The organism is Staphylococcus simulans (assembly GCF_025561465.1).
GTDB classification, from domain to species: domain Bacteria; phylum Bacillota; class Bacilli; order Staphylococcales; family Staphylococcaceae; genus Staphylococcus; species Staphylococcus simulans.
In genome coordinates this window covers 2,510,090-2,525,172 of the sequence record NZ_CP095100.1, presented here as the reverse complement: position 1 = coordinate 2,525,172, position 15,083 = coordinate 2,510,090, and the positions used below count along the sequence as shown (strand labels likewise).

Annotated in this window: 12 protein-coding genes, 1 tRNA gene, 1 rRNA gene and 1 other RNA gene; 13 read left to right on the top strand and 2 right to left on the bottom strand. The window is 38.7% G+C overall.

Features of this window, described 5'->3' with window-relative positions; all coding sequences use genetic code 11:
• The first annotated feature begins 13 nt into the window (after nucleotides 1-13).
• The 7 genes from MUA87_RS12010 (at nucleotide 14) to ffs (ending at nucleotide 6,713) form a co-directional block, all read left to right on the top strand.
• Nucleotides 14-1,486 (top strand): glutamate synthase subunit beta, encoded by a 1,473-nt coding sequence (locus tag MUA87_RS12010; RefSeq protein WP_002480388.1) that lies wholly within the window; start codon nucleotides 14-16, stop codon nucleotides 1,484-1,486.
• Nucleotides 1,487-1,621: 135 nt separating this feature from the next.
• Nucleotides 1,622-1,714, top strand: a tRNA-Ser gene (locus MUA87_RS12005).
• 178 nt (nucleotides 1,715-1,892) lie between these two features.
• Nucleotides 1,893-2,282, top strand: coding sequence for a VOC family protein (locus MUA87_RS12000; RefSeq protein ID WP_262550883.1), 390 nt, complete (start codon nucleotides 1,893-1,895; stop codon nucleotides 2,280-2,282).
• A 138-nt stretch (nucleotides 2,283-2,420) separates the two neighbouring features.
• Nucleotides 2,421-3,848 carry a PTS system trehalose-specific EIIBC component gene (gene treP, locus MUA87_RS11995; protein ID WP_002480390.1) on the top strand — a complete coding sequence of 476 codons (1,428 nt, stop codon included), beginning with the start codon at nucleotides 2,421-2,423 and terminating at the stop codon, nucleotides 3,846-3,848.
• A gap of 97 nt (nucleotides 3,849-3,945) precedes the next feature.
• The gene (gene treC / locus MUA87_RS11990; protein ID WP_262549071.1) at nucleotides 3,946-5,592 is read left to right on the top strand and encodes an alpha,alpha-phosphotrehalase; all 1,647 of its coding nucleotides are present in this window, start codon (nucleotides 3,946-3,948) and stop codon (nucleotides 5,590-5,592) included.
• A gap of 42 nt (nucleotides 5,593-5,634) precedes the next feature.
• On the top strand, nucleotides 5,635-6,357 hold the full coding sequence (gene treR, locus MUA87_RS11985) for a trehalose operon repressor (protein WP_372514607.1): 723 nt from the start codon (nucleotides 5,635-5,637) through the stop codon (nucleotides 6,355-6,357).
• 88 nt (nucleotides 6,358-6,445) lie between these two features.
• Nucleotides 6,446-6,713: signal recognition particle sRNA large type (gene ffs, locus MUA87_RS11980), an RNA gene on the top strand.
• A gap of 95 nt (nucleotides 6,714-6,808) precedes the next feature.
• Here the strand turns inward: ffs and MUA87_RS11975 are convergent.
• Complete coding sequence (locus MUA87_RS11975) at nucleotides 6,809-7,717, bottom strand: LysR family transcriptional regulator (RefSeq protein WP_002480393.1); 909 nt, start codon at nucleotides 7,715-7,717, stop codon at nucleotides 6,809-6,811.
• 126 nt (nucleotides 7,718-7,843) lie between these two features.
• Between MUA87_RS11975 and MUA87_RS11970 the strand changes: the two genes are divergently transcribed.
• Nucleotides 7,844-9,025 (top strand): MFS transporter, encoded by a 1,182-nt coding sequence (locus tag MUA87_RS11970; protein ID WP_002480394.1) that lies wholly within the window; start codon nucleotides 7,844-7,846, stop codon nucleotides 9,023-9,025.
• A gap of 48 nt (nucleotides 9,026-9,073) precedes the next feature.
• On the opposite strand, the gene MUA87_RS11965 is transcribed toward MUA87_RS11970, so the two are convergent.
• Nucleotides 9,074-9,259, bottom strand: a complete 186-nt coding sequence (locus MUA87_RS11965; protein ID WP_105978205.1) for a hypothetical protein — start codon at nucleotides 9,257-9,259, stop codon at nucleotides 9,074-9,076.
• Between the two features lie 224 nt (nucleotides 9,260-9,483).
• Here MUA87_RS11965 and MUA87_RS11960 point away from each other — a divergent pair, with 224 nt between their 5' ends.
• The 5 genes from MUA87_RS11960 to MUA87_RS11940 all read left to right on the top strand — a co-directional run bounded on the left by MUA87_RS11960 (nucleotide 9,484) and on the right by MUA87_RS11940 (nucleotide 15,012).
• Entirely contained in the window at nucleotides 9,484-10,011 is a 528-nt protein-coding gene (locus MUA87_RS11960) for a GNAT family N-acetyltransferase (protein ID WP_002480396.1), read from the top strand.
• Between the two features lie 68 nt (nucleotides 10,012-10,079).
• A complete protein-coding gene (dnaX, locus tag MUA87_RS11955; protein ID WP_002480397.1) occupies nucleotides 10,080-11,810 on the top strand; it encodes a DNA polymerase III subunit gamma/tau in 1,731 nt (576 codons plus the stop codon).
• A gap of 210 nt (nucleotides 11,811-12,020) precedes the next feature.
• Nucleotides 12,021-12,338, top strand: coding sequence for a YbaB/EbfC family nucleoid-associated protein (locus MUA87_RS11950; protein WP_002480398.1), 318 nt, complete (start codon nucleotides 12,021-12,023; stop codon nucleotides 12,336-12,338).
• A gap of 6 nt (nucleotides 12,339-12,344) precedes the next feature.
• Entirely contained in the window at nucleotides 12,345-12,941 is a 597-nt protein-coding gene (recR, locus tag MUA87_RS11945) for a recombination mediator RecR (protein WP_002480399.1), read from the top strand.
• Nucleotides 12,942-13,460: 519 nt separating this feature from the next.
• Nucleotides 13,461-15,012, top strand: a 16S ribosomal RNA gene (locus MUA87_RS11940).
• The last annotated feature ends 71 nt before the right edge of the window (nucleotides 15,013-15,083 follow it).

Here is a 15,083-nt window from a genome sequence, read left to right as displayed (position 1 = left end):
GGAGTGTTTAGATATGGGTGAATTCAAAGGTTTTATGAAATATGACAAACAAGCACTGCCGGAACTTTCGTTAGCAGAGCGTTTAACGAACCATCTTCAATTCCAGCAGCGTTTCACTAAAGAAGATGCACAGCGTCAAGGTGCGCGTTGTATGGATTGTGGTACACCGTTTTGTCAAACAGGTCAAAGTTTAGGACGACAAACAATCGGTTGTCCAATCGGTAACTATATTCCAGAATGGAACGATTTAGTTTATCACGGTGATTTCAGAGAGGCTTATGAACGTCTCTCTGAAACTAATAACTTCCCTGACTTTACAGGACGTGTCTGTCCAGCACCTTGTGAACAAGCGTGTGTGATGAAAATTAATCGAGAGTCGATCGCAATCAAGGGGATTGAGAGAACGATTATTGATGAAGCATTTGAAAATGGATGGGTACAACCGCGCGTACCAGAGAAACGCTTAGGACAATCCGTTGCGATTGTCGGAAGTGGACCTGCTGGTTTAACAGCTGCGGATGAATTAAATGCGAAGGGGTATGATGTGACAGTTTATGAACGTGCACATGAACCAGGCGGCTTATTAATGTACGGTATTCCAAATATGAAATTGGATAAAGCAGTTGTTCGTCGCAGAGTTCATTTGATGGAAGAAGCGGGTGTGAAATTTATCACTGATACAGAAGTTGGTGTCGATATTTCCCGGGAAACATTAGATGAACAATTTGATGCGATTATCGTTTGTACTGGATCACATCAAGCGAGAGATTTACCGCTTGAAGGCCGTATGGGACAAGGTATCCATTTTGCCTTAGATTATTTAACAGAACAAACACAAATCTTAAATGGTGAATTGAAACCAGAAGATGCGACAATCAGTGCAGAAGGTAAAAATGTGATTGTAATCGGTGCCGGTGATACAGGTGCCGACTGTGTCGCAACAGCTTTACGTGAAAACTGTAAATCTATTGTACAGTTCAACCAGTTCACAAGATTACCAGAGCGTTATGAAATAGAAGGTAATCCATATTGGCCGATGTCTATGCCAGTCTTTAAAATGGATTATGCGCATAGTGAATACGAAGAAAAATTCGGTTTTGAACCACGTGCATATGGTGAAAACTCTATGCGTTACGACGTTGATAAGCTTGGTAATGTACGTGGTGTGTATACGCAAACATTGCGACAACTACCAGATGGTTCAACAGAAATGAATGATACTTTACGTCATTGGCCAGCTGACTTAGTCTTGTTAGCAATTGGCTTTATCGGTACTGAAAATACCGTACCGAATGATTTTAACTTAAAAACAGAACGTAACAGTATCGTTGCGAATGATAAAGATTATGCGACAAGTCAACCGCATATCTTTGCGGCAGGTGACGCGAGACGTGGTCAAAGTTTAGTCGTTTGGGCGATTAAAGAAGGACGCGGTGTTGCGAAAGCTGTACACAAATATCTACAAAAACAAACTGTATTCAGTTAATAATACAACACACAGCTATAATCAAATGGCTGTGTGTTTTAATTTTGCGTCATTCTCACAAAACTTAACATTAATTTTTTAAGCAATGTTGACTTCTTTTTATAAATATCATATAATAGTTCTTGTGCTTATTTTGGAGGAATACCCAAGTCCGGCTGAAGGGATCGGTCTTGAAAACCGACAGGGGCTTAACGGCTCGCGGGGGTTCGAATCCCTCTTCCTCCGCCATTATTTTTAAATCCAAGACTAATAGATATAAAAAGGCAATCACTCAACTGTTACGTTGAATGATTGCCTTTTTAGTTTCTGTTATAACTTCAACGTTATAGGGTTTGGTTCAACTATAGGTTTAAATTGTGCAAAATTAAGGAATGAAAGAGTGACGAAACAACGGAGGTACACTCATATGGAAATTAAAGTTTCAAGTGTTTTTGTGGAAGATCAAGACCATGCATTAAAATTTTATACTGAAGTATTAGGATTTCAAAAACATGCAGACGAACCTGTGGGAGAATACAGATGGCTGACAATTGTATCACCAGAGAATCCTGAAGGAACTGAATTATTATTAGAACCTAATCAACATCCTGTCGCAAAGGCTTATCAGGATGGTCTGAAGCAAGAAGGGATTCCTTGCACGATGTTTGATGTAGAGGATGTACAAGCAACTTATCAAAATTTAAAAGAACACGGTGTAGGGTTCACCATGGCACCTATGGATATGGGAAATGGTGTAAAGTTTGCGGTGTTTGATGATACTTGCGGTAATTTAATTCAAATTATAGAGCGTCCATAGTGATGGTGTTTTAGCGAAGAAGCGGTAATCTTTTTGTAGGATTATCGCTTTTTTTAAAATATTTCTGATGAAAGCCTTTACATAACTTGTCTAGACAAGTACAATAGATTCAAAGATAAAATAAAGGGAGTGAGTCAGATGGCTGTAAAAGATAAAGATGTTAAACAGATTGTGGAAGCAATCGGGGGAGCTGAAAACTTAGAGACAGCGACGCACTGTGTCACGAGATTACGTTTAGTATTAAAAGATGATGATAAAGTAAATAAGGATGAATTAAGCGAGAATCCGCTCGTTAAAGGACAATTTAAAGCGGATAATCAATATCAAATTGTCATTGGCCCAGGGACAGTCGATGAAGTATATAAACGTTTTATGAATGAAGTCGGTAAAGAAGGAGCTTCTAAAGATGAAGTAAAAGCAGCGGCTGCGAAAAAAGGTAATCCGTTGCAGAGACTCGTAAAATTATTAGGGGATATCTTCATCCCAATCTTACCAGCTATCGTAACTGCCGGTTTATTAATGGGGATTTATAACCTTTTAACAATGGAAGACTTATTCGGTCCGCAACCATTAGTGAAACAATTCCCGCAAATTCATGACTTCGCAGACATTGTGAACGTGATTGCGACAACCGCTTTTATCTTCTTGCCAGCGTTGATTGGTTGGAGTAGTATGCGTGTATTCGGTGGTAACCCAGTACTTGGTTTAGTATTAGGACTTGTCTTAATGCATCCGCAATTGGTATCACAATATGCTTTAAATGAAGGATCTAAGATTCCTGTTTGGCATATCTTCGGATTAGATGTAAAACAGTTAAACTATCAAGGACAAGTATTACCCGTATTATTAGCGTCTTATGTTTTAGCACAAATTGAAAAAGGTTTAAACAAAGTCGTTCATGACTCAATTAAGATGTTAGTTGTAGGCCCTATCGCATTATTAGTAACAGGGTTCCTTGCATTCTTAGTTATTGGACCGATTGCTTTATGGATTGGTACAGGTATTACAGATGTCGTTACATTCTTATTCAACCGCGCAGGTTGGTTAGGCGGCGCGATTTACGGCTTATTCTACGCACCGCTTGTAATTACAGGTTTGCACCACATGTTCTTAGCTGTGGACTTCCAATTAATGGGCAGCTCATTAAAAGGGACATACTTATGGCCGATTCTTGCGATTTCAAATATCTGTCAAGGTTCAGCAGCGCTTGGTGCTTGGTACGTCTACAAACGTCGTAAGATGGTAAAAGAACAAGGTTTAGCGATTACATCAAGTGTGTCTGGTTTACTAGGTGTTACAGAACCGGCAATGTTCGGGGTAAACATCCCATTAAAATATCCATTTGTTGCGGCAATTTTAACATCAGGTGTGCTTGGTGCTTTCATCGGTGCCAGCAAAGTATTAGGTAACGTTGGTGTCGGCGGTGTGCCCGCAATCATTTCTATCCAAAAAGAATATTGGGTAGTCTATGCGATTTGTACAGTTATTGCGGTGATTGTACCAGCCATTCTAACAGTCATCTTCTCAAAATTTGCGAAAACAAAAGCAAAAGAAATGGTAGATTAAGTTATTATAGATATATAAAACGTACGTTTAAAAAACAGAACATCATATAAAAGGTGTTCTGTTTTTTTATAAAGAGAGAGGAAAAGGTGATCATACTATGAAACATAACGATTGGAGAAAGTCTGTTGTTTATCAAATTTATCCAAAATCATTTAATGACACGACAGGAAATGGTGTAGGAGATTTAAACGGGATTATTGAAAAGATGGATTATCTAGAGTATTTAGGTGTCGATTACCTTTGGTTAACACCAGTGTATCAATCACCGATGAATGACAATGGTTATGATATCAGTGATTACTATAATATTAATGAAGACTTCGGAACGAAAGAAGAATTAAGACGTTTACTAGATGAAGCGCATGCGCATAATTTAAAAGTGATGATGGATATCGTCATCAATCACACGTCAACAGAACATGAGTGGTTTAAATCAGCGATTTCATCAAAAGAAAATCCATATCGTGATTATTACTTCTTCCGTAAGCCCGCAAAAGAAGGTACGCCTCCGACAAACTGGGAGTCAAAATTTGGGGGTAATGCATGGAAGTATGATGAAAAAACCGATGAATATTACTTACATCTTTTTGACGTGACGCAAGCAGACTTGAACTGGGAAAATCCTGAAGTGAGAGCAGCATTATACGACATGATCAATTATTGGATTGATTTCGGTGTAGATGGTTTCCGCTTTGACGTTATCAATTTAATTTCCAAAGATGAATTCAAAGATTCTGAAGCGATTGGGAAAGAGTTCTATACAGATGGTCCACGTGTACATGAATTCATTCATGAAATGAATCGAGAAACATTCGGAGGCAAAGACTTAATGACAGTCGGAGAAATGTCTTCAACTACGATTGAAAATTGTATTAAGTATACGAAACCAGAGCGTGAAGAATTAAATAGTGTGTTTAACTTCCATCATTTAAAAGTAGATTATGAGAATGGTGAAAAATGGACGTATGCAGATTATGATTTCTTAGCACTTAAACGCATTTTGATGGAATGGCAAGTGGGTATTCATGAAGGCGGCGGTTGGAACGCAATCTTCTGGTGTAATCACGATCAGCCCCGTGTTGTTTCTCGTTTTGGAGATGATTCAACAGAGGAATTACGTCAAAAGAGTGCGAAAATGTTAGCTGTAGCACTGCATATGCTGCAAGGGACACCTTATATTTATCAAGGTGAAGAAATCGGAATGACTAATCCGCATTTCACAAGTATTGATCAATATCGCGATGTTGAATCGTTGAATGCGTATCGTAATTTAAAAGAACAAGGTGTAGAAGAAGCACGTATTATGCAGATTCTTGCGCAAAAATCTCGTGATAATTCACGTACACCAATGCAGTGGACACCGGCTGAAAATGCTGGCTTTACAAGTGGTACACCTTGGATTGATATTCCAGACAACGCACGTTATATTAATGTTGAAGATGAAATTGAAAATGAACATTCTGTTTTACAAACATACCGTGAATTAATCCGCTTACGTCATGAACATGATATTATAACGTATGGAGATATAACGCCGTTATATATGGATGATAAGCAATTAATGATTTATCGTCGTACGTATCAAAATCAACAATGGTTGGTAATCGCAAACTTTAGTAAAGAAGCGGCTTTATTACCAGAAAATCTTGAAACAACAGGAGAGGTTGTTTTAGAGCGCGGTACGATTGTAGATGGAGAAATTGAAGGTTATGGTGCGATTGTCATTGCACAAGAGGATAACTAGGCACTATAACGATTAAGACGAATGAAGGATAGAGTGAGAACGATGATGACGAAACCGAAGAAATTCACCAAGATTTATGATGATTTAAGAACGCAAATTGTAAATGAAAAGTTGGAATATGGGGCACAACTGCCTTCTGAACATGATTTGGTCACAATGTATCACGCTTCTCGTGAAACAGTACGTCGTGCACTGAATTTATTGGTCAGTGAAGGTATGATTCAAAAAATCAGAGGCAAAGGCTCAATTGTGATTTACCAAGGTGTTAAAGAATTTCCGTTTTCTAAGCTGACAAGTTTCAAAGAGGTCCAACAAAATTTAGGGATTGCTTTAGAAACGGAAGTGAAATTATTAGAAACTGTACGAGCACAAGAAGTTCCTGCTGTCCAAGAAGCACTAGATTTAACTAACAATGCCGTGTTGTGGCATCTTGTGCGTTATCGTAAAATGGATGGCAGAGTCAAAATTATAGATGAAGATTACTTGGTGGAAGCTGTCGTTCCAGGTTTAACAGAAACGATTGTGAAGAATTCGCTTTATGAATATATTGAGCAACAACTTAAACAAGAGATTAGTTATTCTAGTAAGGCCATTACGTTTGAGGCGTTTGGAGAAGCGGAATATGAAGCTTTCGGACAAGTAAATCCACCTTACACTGCCACCGTCAGAGGTGTCGTGCATTTAAAAGATACAACGAAATTCCAATACAATATCGCAAAACATATTGCGACTGAATTCAGATTTGTGGATTTCTCAAGAAGATAAGGAAGAAAATGAAGCACTTATTAAGAGGAAGATTTACAAATCATTAATACTTGCATTACCTGCTTAATATATAGTAAGATATAACTTGCCGTGCTAGGTGGGGAGGTAGCGGTTCCCTATTCTCGAAATCCGCTTATGCGAGACTGAATACTTTGCCTAGGGTGTGTACTTGTGAAGTCTGCCCAAAGCACGAGGTGTTTGAAGATTTCGGTCCTATGCAATATGAACCCATGAATCATGTCAGGTCCTGACGGAAGCAGCATTAAGTGGATTATCATATGTGCCGTAGGGTAGCCGAGATTTAGCTGTCGACTTTGGTAACGTTCATGATACACATTCAAAGCAAAGTTGCGCGGTTTTTTTATGTCTATAATGAACCAATATATAAAGAAGTGCTTTCATAAGGTAGGTTGAAACTTATCTTATGAAAGCACTTTTTAATTTGGATTATTTAATGGTTGTCATGGGCAGCTTTAACTAAATACTTCGTGAACTCTGAAATCTGTTTTTGTTTCTCGGAATCTTCCATATAAAGGACTCCGTATTCTATCATTTGATTAAATGGCGCACCTACAGAAACTGTAGTAATCATATCACGTTGATAATAAGGCGTGCTTTCTACCATTAAATCCGACAGAATACTGATACCTAAGCCTTCCGCAACAGAATTGAATAATACACCGACGTTTTCAGTGGAAAATAATAGGTTGATTGAACCATTCTTTTCTTCGAAATTTTGGATGTTCTTTTTATAGAAGTTGCGATCATATAGAATGAATGGGAAGCCTTTGATATCTTCTAGTGAAAGTTGTTTATAGTAAGCAAGTTTAGAGTCACTTGGGACAATAGCGGTAAAACCGCTAGAGAATAATGGCGCATAACGTGCACCACGTACGTCTAAGTCTTCTTCTTTTAAGATAGTATATAAACCGATGTCAGCTTCTCCGCTGACAACTAAACGTTGAACTTCATCATTTTCAGCTTCAGTAATTTGTACATCAATATTGGGGTTGTCTCTTTTAAATGTAGACATTACACTTGGGACGATAGTCATAAATAAACTTGGAACTGTAGCAATTGAAAGGGTCCCTTTCATTTCTGAATTCAAAGTTTCAATTTTCTCGTAAAGTGTGGATTCTTGTTCTAACAGATCTAAGATGAAGGGATATATTTCTTTGCCTTGCGGTGTTAAAGTTGTACCACTTTTTTGACGTTGAAACAGCTTTAAATTTAATTCGTCTTCTAAATGAGAGATAGACTGACTTAACGCGGATTGCGTGATATGTAATAAGGTTGCTGCTTTTGTAATTGAACCTGTTTCAGTGATTGTTTTAACATAATATAACTGTGTGAAATTCATAACTATACCTCTTATTCATTAGTTCTGCTTATGAAAACATTAATAAATTCCATTATACATTAGTGTTATTTATGATTATAATAGTTTCATTGAAAATTTTGTGACGTATAGAGGGAGTGTACAAATATGTATCGTCATTTGTGGACGAAAGATTTTATATTTATTACATTGATTAACTTCTTAATGTATATCATTCATTACGCCTTAATCGTAACTGTAACTTCTTTTACAATAGATACTTTCCATGCGGGAGAAGGTATGGGTGGCTTAGCTGCTGGTATCTTTATTATTGGAATGTTATTCGGGCGTTTATTTACTGGGAAATATATTGATCAGCTTAATTTGAAAAAGACACTTTTAGCAAGTTTGGTCTTTTCATTTGTGGCCATAGCGTTGTATTTCCTTATTCATAGCTTATTAGTTTTAATCATTGTTCGTTTAATCCATGGTATCGCATTTGGGATGGCTTCTACAACAACAGGAACGTATTCATCTACGATTGTGCCAGAAGATCGAAAAGGTGAAGGTATCGGCTATTACGCACTAAGTACAACAGTAGCTTCAGCGATTGGTCCTTTCTTAGGTATTTTAATCAACCAACGCTTCAGTTTTGAAAGTAACTTCATTGTATGTTTAATCTGTATCTTACTTGCTGGAGTTTTATCACTCTTTATCTCTAATATTAGACAACCTATGGTAGATGCAGAGAATAAAGAAGTGAATTCAGCTAAAGGCATCGGCCAATTTCTACAAAAACAGGCCATACCGATTTCTATTGTCATTGTCTTTGTAGGGATTGCATATTCAAGCGTACTCGCATTCTTAGATTCGTATGCCAGTCACATTGGTTTAGCGGCTGCCGCAAGTTTCTTCTTTGTGGTTTACGCATTTAGTACGTTCGTTGTCAGACCGATTACAGGTAAAGTGTTCGATAATTATGGTGCGAATAAAGTTGTTTATCCTGTGTTAGTACTATTCGTCATTGGTTTAGTGTTATTAAGTGTGACGCATAGCAGCTGGATGTTATTATTCTCAGCTATATTCATCGGTATTGGTTATGGTACATTAATTCCATCTTTCCAAACGATTGCGATTCAAGCCTCACCACCTGAAAAGATTGGACTTGCGACTTCAACATTCTATATCTTTGCGGATTTAGGTGCTGGTGCTGGTCCAACGTTACTCGGCATTTTAATTGGTAGTGTAGGCTATCGAAACCTTTATATGTTAATGGCATTATTACTAGTTGGTGTAATTGCGCTTTATTATTTCATGCATGGTCGTAAACATAAAACAATGGAATATTAATCAAAAATGCGGTGTACCTGTAAAGAGGTATACCGCATTGTTCTTAGTTCAAGGTGTTTTTTCTTTTAAAATTTCTTCTGCGCTTTTGAATTGAATACCATAGCGTAAAAAGACGATGCCACAAATCAAGCCTGGCAGAACTGCCCATATATTATACAAAACAACAAAATTGGCTAGACACAATACAATAAACACGATGCCTAAAAGGGTATAAGCTTTATTTTTCATTACCATGTGTGTCGCCCCCTTAATGGATTTTGACAATGCTGACTTAGTTAACTCATATCTTATCACATAATTTACATTAATTTTACAAATATTATATAATTTCTTCCAAAAAGGAGCGTCATGGGTTTTTAGCGATTGACGAAAATGCATAAACCCATATTAATAAGAGAAAAAAGTAAGTTACGTTATAATGTACTTATTACTTTTTACTGAATAACGGAGGGGAACGTATGCAGATATTTCTAGGTACAGTAACAGAAAACGATTATCCAGTGATTGCACACTTAAAAGACAAAAAAGATAGTGAAGGGCTCTTCGAAGGGGAATATTACGAAGATAGTTTGCGTGAATTAAGACGCTTGCCTAACTATAATCATGATTTTGAAATGATTGCGCGTACTGATGATAATGAAATCGTCGGTCATATTTTGATGATGCAAGAGTTGATTCGAAATGAAGAAGATATACAGCGCCCTTTAATGATACGTTCATTATCTGTGAAAGAGGATTATAGAGAATATGGAATCGGCAAGGCTTTGGTAGAAGCAGTAGAAAGCCGAGCAAAAGAGGCTGGCTATAATGAAATTATTGTAGAGGGTGAACCAGATTATTTTAGATCGCTCGGTTTTATCCCTTTAAGTAATTTCAGTGTAGAAGTTCCAGAGGGCGAAGATATAGATCAATATAGTGTTTATCTATTGTGGGATACTTTAGATGCGCATCCACAAGGACAGTTAATCTTTGAAAATGAAGTTTGATTTCTATCATCGCATTGCATCCTGTCTGCGTGCTATAATAATGATGATTTGTATTCGGAGGTGCGAAAGTGAATTATCAAGCTTTATATAGAATGTATCGACCACAAAGTTTCAGTGATGTGGTTGGACAAGAGCATGTAACTAAGACGCTCCGTAACGCGATTGCTAAAGGTAAACAATCGCATGCTTATATTTTCAGCGGTCCTAGAGGGACTGGGAAAACGAGTATTGCGAAAGTATTTGCGAAAGCAATCAACTGTCCTAACAGCGTTGACGGAGAACCCTGTAATGAATGCGACATTTGTAAGAGTATTACGCAAGGCTCTAATTCAGATGTCATTGAAATTGACGCAGCAAGTAATAATGGTGTCGATGAAATCAGAAACATACGAGATAAAGTGAAATACGCACCATCACAATCAAAATATAAAGTCTATATTATCGATGAAGTGCATATGCTGACAACGGGTGCATTTAATGCGTTGTTAAAAACGTTAGAAGAACCGCCAGCACATGCTATTTTTATTCTGGCGACAACGGAACCGCATAAAATTCCGCCTACTATTATTTCACGTGCGCAACGCTTTGATTTCAAAGCTATCAGTTTAGATCAAATTATTGATCGTTTGCGTTATGTTGCGGAATCTCAACATATTGAATTCGATGAAGAAGCGATTGCGTTTATTGCGAAAGCATCAGAAGGTGGTATGCGTGATGCATTGAGTATCATGGACCAAGCGATTGCATTCGGTGATGAACACTTAACATTGCAAGATGCGTTGAATGTAACTGGTAGTGTAGATGAAGCTTCTCTGAATGCTTTATTAAATGATGTCGCAAATGGAGAAGTGAAAGCAGCTTTTGCACGCTATCATCAATTTATAGAAGACGGTAAGGAAGTCAATCGTTTAATTAATGATCTGATTTACTTTGTACGTGATACGATTATGAATAAAACAGCCCAAAATCAAACAGAATATGATGCTTTGATGGGCTTTGACTTTGATACCTTATATAAAATGATTGATTTAATTAATGATACATTAGTATCTGTGCGTTTTAGTGTAAATCAAAACGTACACTTTGAAGTATTATTAGTTAAATTGGCGGAATTGATTAAAGCGGGTGGAGCTTCTAAAACATCAGAGCCTCAAACTTCAATGAATCAACCGCAAGCAACGCAAACAGCAGGTGCCAATGATGTTAATAGTGCTTTATTACAACGTTTAGAACATCTTGAGCAAGAATTGCACGCTTTAAAACAACAAGGTGTTCCACAAGTGAACACTCCACCTAAGCAACAAACAGCCTCTAGAGGGCGTCGTAAGAGTAAGAACAGCTACTCTATGACGCAAATTGCGAAGGTACTAGATAATGCGAATAAAGAAGATATTCAATTATTAAAAGAGCATTGGCAAGAAGTAATTGATCATGCGAAAAATCACAATCAAAAAGCGTTGGTGAGTTTATTGCAAAACTCTATTCCAGTCGCAGCGAGTGAAAAAAGCGTCTTGGTTCAATTTGAAGCAGAGATTCATTGTGAAATCGTAAATGACGATGATGAGAAACGTAAAAACTTAGAAGAAGTTGTACGCAGTATTATCAACAAAGATGTTGCAGTTGTCGGTGTACCTGCAGACCAATGGATGCAAGTACGCTCTGAATATCTTCAAAATCGAAAACGTAATCAACAAGCAAACCAAACAGAAACGAAACAAGAAGCACCTCAAGATGATATTGTTCAAAAAGCCAAAGACATGTTTGGTGAAGACACTGTTCATGTCATGGATGAAGAATAAAGTAAATACAGCACACAGCCTTTCAGATACCATCATTGTCGAAAGACCTGTGTGCTTTGTGTTATAATTTGCATATCAATAGAAGAGATAGGAGAGTAAATAATGGGTTTCTTCCATTATAAGTAAAAAAAATCGATTGAATACGATTGAACTCTTGTATCTTAGACTTATGTTGAATAATAAAGCTAGAATCTAAGGAGGAACTATATTATGCGCGGTGGCGGAAATATGCAACAAATGATGAAACAAATGCAGAAAATGCAAAAGAAAATGGCTGAAGAGCAAGAAAAATTAAAAGACGAAAGAGTTAAAGGTACAGCAGGCGGCGGTATGGTGACTGTAACTGTAACAGGTCATAAAGAAGTCGTGGATGTTGAAATCAATGAAGAAGCAGTCGACCCAGATGATGTTGAAATGCTTCAAGATTTAGTGTTAGCTGCTACAAATGAAGCGATGAATAAAGCAGATGAATTAACATCAGAACGCTTAGGCAAACACACTAAAGGCTTGAACATTCCTGGAATGTGATAAGCCATGCATTATCCAGAACCAATTTCGAAACTTATTGATAGTTTCATGAAATTGCCAGGCATTGGGCCGAAAACGGCACAACGTCTGGCATTTCATGTCTTAGATATGAAAGAAGATGACGTCGTTCAATTCGCAAAAGCACTTGTAGATGTCAAACGTGAATTAACATATTGCAGTACATGTGGTCATATTACTGAAGAAGACCCTTGTTATATTTGCCAAGATAAACAGAGAGATCGTTCTGTCATTTGTGTGGTTGAAGACGACAAGGATGTTATTGCAATGGAAAAAATGAGGGAGTATAAAGGGTTATATCATGTATTGCATGGTGCAATCTCTCCGATGGATGGTATCGGGCCGGAGGATATTAATATTCCTTCATTAATAGAACGATTAAAAGATGAAGAAGTAAAAGAATTGATTCTTGCGATGAATCCTAACTTAGAGGGTGAATCGACAGCAATGTATATTTCTCGACTTGTGAAACCAATCGGTATTAAAGTAACAAGATTGGCGCAAGGTCTTTCTGTAGGCGGAGACTTAGAATATGCAGATGAAGTGACTTTGTCACGCGCAATTGCTGGCAGAACAGAGATGTAAAATCAGTGCAGAAGTGTCATAATACTAGAGGTTCAACCTCTTATTATGCCCTTCTGCACTTTTTTAAAACTTTTTTAGAAAAAAATAAAGTTTGGTTTTTGTGAGGAATGTTAAGAGATTGTGAAGGGCTATAGAAATGTAAGGGGATATTTAACGAACATTACAGGTTTCATCAGAATAAAGGTACGGAAAATAGCGTCATCGAGTAGTTTAAGAGCGAAAAAAGATGGGTTTTAAGGGTTGCAAAAAAACGCAGAAGCTAGTATAGTTAATACCTGTTGAACGAACGAAACAAATAACTTCAACAATCACATAGAAAAAACTTCTTAAAAAACTTTTAAAAAAGTGTTGACTTTGAAGTTTTAAGAGAGTATAATTGATTCTTGTGAGTCGGAAAAATAAACCGAATGAACATTGAAAACTGAATGACAATATGTCAACGTTAATTCCAAATTAACAAACGTCCTAAGGACGTTTTAAAACAATTAGTTTTTATGAGCTAGTCAAACATCATAAATTATTATGGAGAGTTTGATCCTGGCTCAGGATGAACGCTGGCGGCGTGCCTAATACATGCAAGTCGAGCGAACAGACGAGGAGCTTGCTCCTCTGACGTTAGCGGCGGACGGGTGAGTAACACGTGGGTAACCTACCTATAAGACTGGGATAACTCCGGGAAACCGGGGCTAATACCGGATAACACATGAAACCGCATGGTTTCATGATGAAAGACGGTTTTGCTGTCACTTATAGATGGACCCGCGGCGTATTAGCTAGTTGGTAAGGTAACGGCTTACCAAGGCAACGATACGTAGCCGACCTGAGAGGGTGATCGGCCACACTGGAACTGAGACACGGTCCAGACTCCTACGGGAGGCAGCAGTAGGGAATCTTCCGCAATGGGCGAAAGCCTGACGGAGCAACGCCGCGTGAGTGATGAAGGTCTTCGGATCGTAAAACTCTGTTATTAGGGAAGAACAAGGGTGTAAGTAACTATGCACCCCTTGACGGTACCTAATCAGAAAGCCACGGCTAACTACGTGCCAGCAGCCGCGGTAATACGTAGGTGGCAAGCGTTATCCGGAATTATTGGGCGTAAAGCGCGCGTAGGCGGTTTTTTAAGTCTGATGTGAAAGCCCACGGCTCAACCGTGGAGGGTCATTGGAAACTGGAAAACTTGAGTGCAGAAGAGGAAAGTGGAATTCCATGTGTAGCGGTGAAATGCGCAGAGATATGGAGGAACACCAGTGGCGAAGGCGACTTTCTGGTCTGCAACTGACGCTGATGTGCGAAAGCGTGGGGATCAAACAGGATTAGATACCCTGGTAGTCCACGCCGTAAACGATGAGTGCTAAGTGTTAGGGGGTTTCCGCCCCTTAGTGCTGCAGCTAACGCATTAAGCACTCCGCCTGGGGAGTACGGCCGCAAGGCTGAAACTCAAAGGAATTGACGGGGACCCGCACAAGCGGTGGAGCATGTGGTTTAATTCGAAGCAACGCGAAGAACCTTACCAAATCTTGACATCCTTTGACAACTCTAGAGATAGAGCTTTCCCCTTCGGGGGACAAAGTGACAGGTGGTGCATGGTTGTCGTCAGCTCGTGTCGTGAGATGTTGGGTTAAGTCCCGCAACGAGCGCAACCCTTAAGCTTAGTTGCCAGCATTAAGTTGGGCACTCTAAGTTGACTGCCGGTGACAAACCGGAGGAAGGTGGGGATGACGTCAAATCATCATGCCCCTTATGATTTGGGCTACACACGTGCTACAATGGACGGTACAAAGGGCAGCGAACCCGCGAGGTCAAGCAAATCCCATAAAGCCGTTCTCAGTTCGGATTGTAGTCTGCAACTCGACTACATGAAGCTGGAATCGCTAGTAATCGTAGATCAGCATGCTACGGTGAATACGTTCCCGGGTCTTGTACACACCGCCCGTCACACCACGAGAGTTTGTAACACCCGAAGCCGGTGGAGTAACCTTTTAGGAACTAGCCGTCGAAGGTGGGACAAATGATTGGGGTGAAGTCGTAACAAGGTAGCCGTATCGGAAGGTGCGGCTGGATCACCTCCTTTCTAAGGATATATTCGGAACAGTTTCGCAGGAAACTGAAATGGAATAACGTGACATATTGTATTCAGTTTTG

What these genes read in the sequence shown, in the direction of transcription:
- MUA87_RS11970 (WP_002480394.1), top strand. Translation starts at nt 7,844, where the DNA reads ATGTATCGTCATTTGTGGACGAAAGATTTTATATTTATTACATTGATT.
- treC (WP_262549071.1), top strand. Translation starts at nt 3,946, where the DNA reads ATGAAACATAACGATTGGAGAAAGTCTGTTGTTTATCAAATTTATCCA.
- MUA87_RS12000 (WP_262550883.1), top strand. Translation starts at nt 1,893, where the DNA reads ATGGAAATTAAAGTTTCAAGTGTTTTTGTGGAAGATCAAGACCATGCA.
- MUA87_RS11965 (WP_105978205.1), bottom strand. Translation starts at nt 9,259, where the DNA reads ATGGTAATGAAAAATAAAGCTTATACCCTTTTAGGCATCGTGTTTATT.
- treP (WP_002480390.1), top strand. Translation starts at nt 2,421, where the DNA reads ATGGCTGTAAAAGATAAAGATGTTAAACAGATTGTGGAAGCAATCGGG.
- MUA87_RS11960 (WP_002480396.1), top strand. Translation starts at nt 9,484, where the DNA reads ATGCAGATATTTCTAGGTACAGTAACAGAAAACGATTATCCAGTGATT.
- recR (WP_002480399.1), top strand. Translation starts at nt 12,345, where the DNA reads ATGCATTATCCAGAACCAATTTCGAAACTTATTGATAGTTTCATGAAA.
- MUA87_RS12010 (WP_002480388.1), top strand. Translation starts at nt 14, where the DNA reads ATGGGTGAATTCAAAGGTTTTATGAAATATGACAAACAAGCACTGCCG.
- MUA87_RS11950 (WP_002480398.1), top strand. Translation starts at nt 12,021, where the DNA reads ATGCGCGGTGGCGGAAATATGCAACAAATGATGAAACAAATGCAGAAA.
- MUA87_RS11975 (WP_002480393.1), bottom strand. Translation starts at nt 7,717, where the DNA reads ATGAATTTCACACAGTTATATTATGTTAAAACAATCACTGAAACAGGT.
- treR (WP_372514607.1), top strand. Translation starts at nt 5,635, where the DNA reads ATGATGACGAAACCGAAGAAATTCACCAAGATTTATGATGATTTAAGA.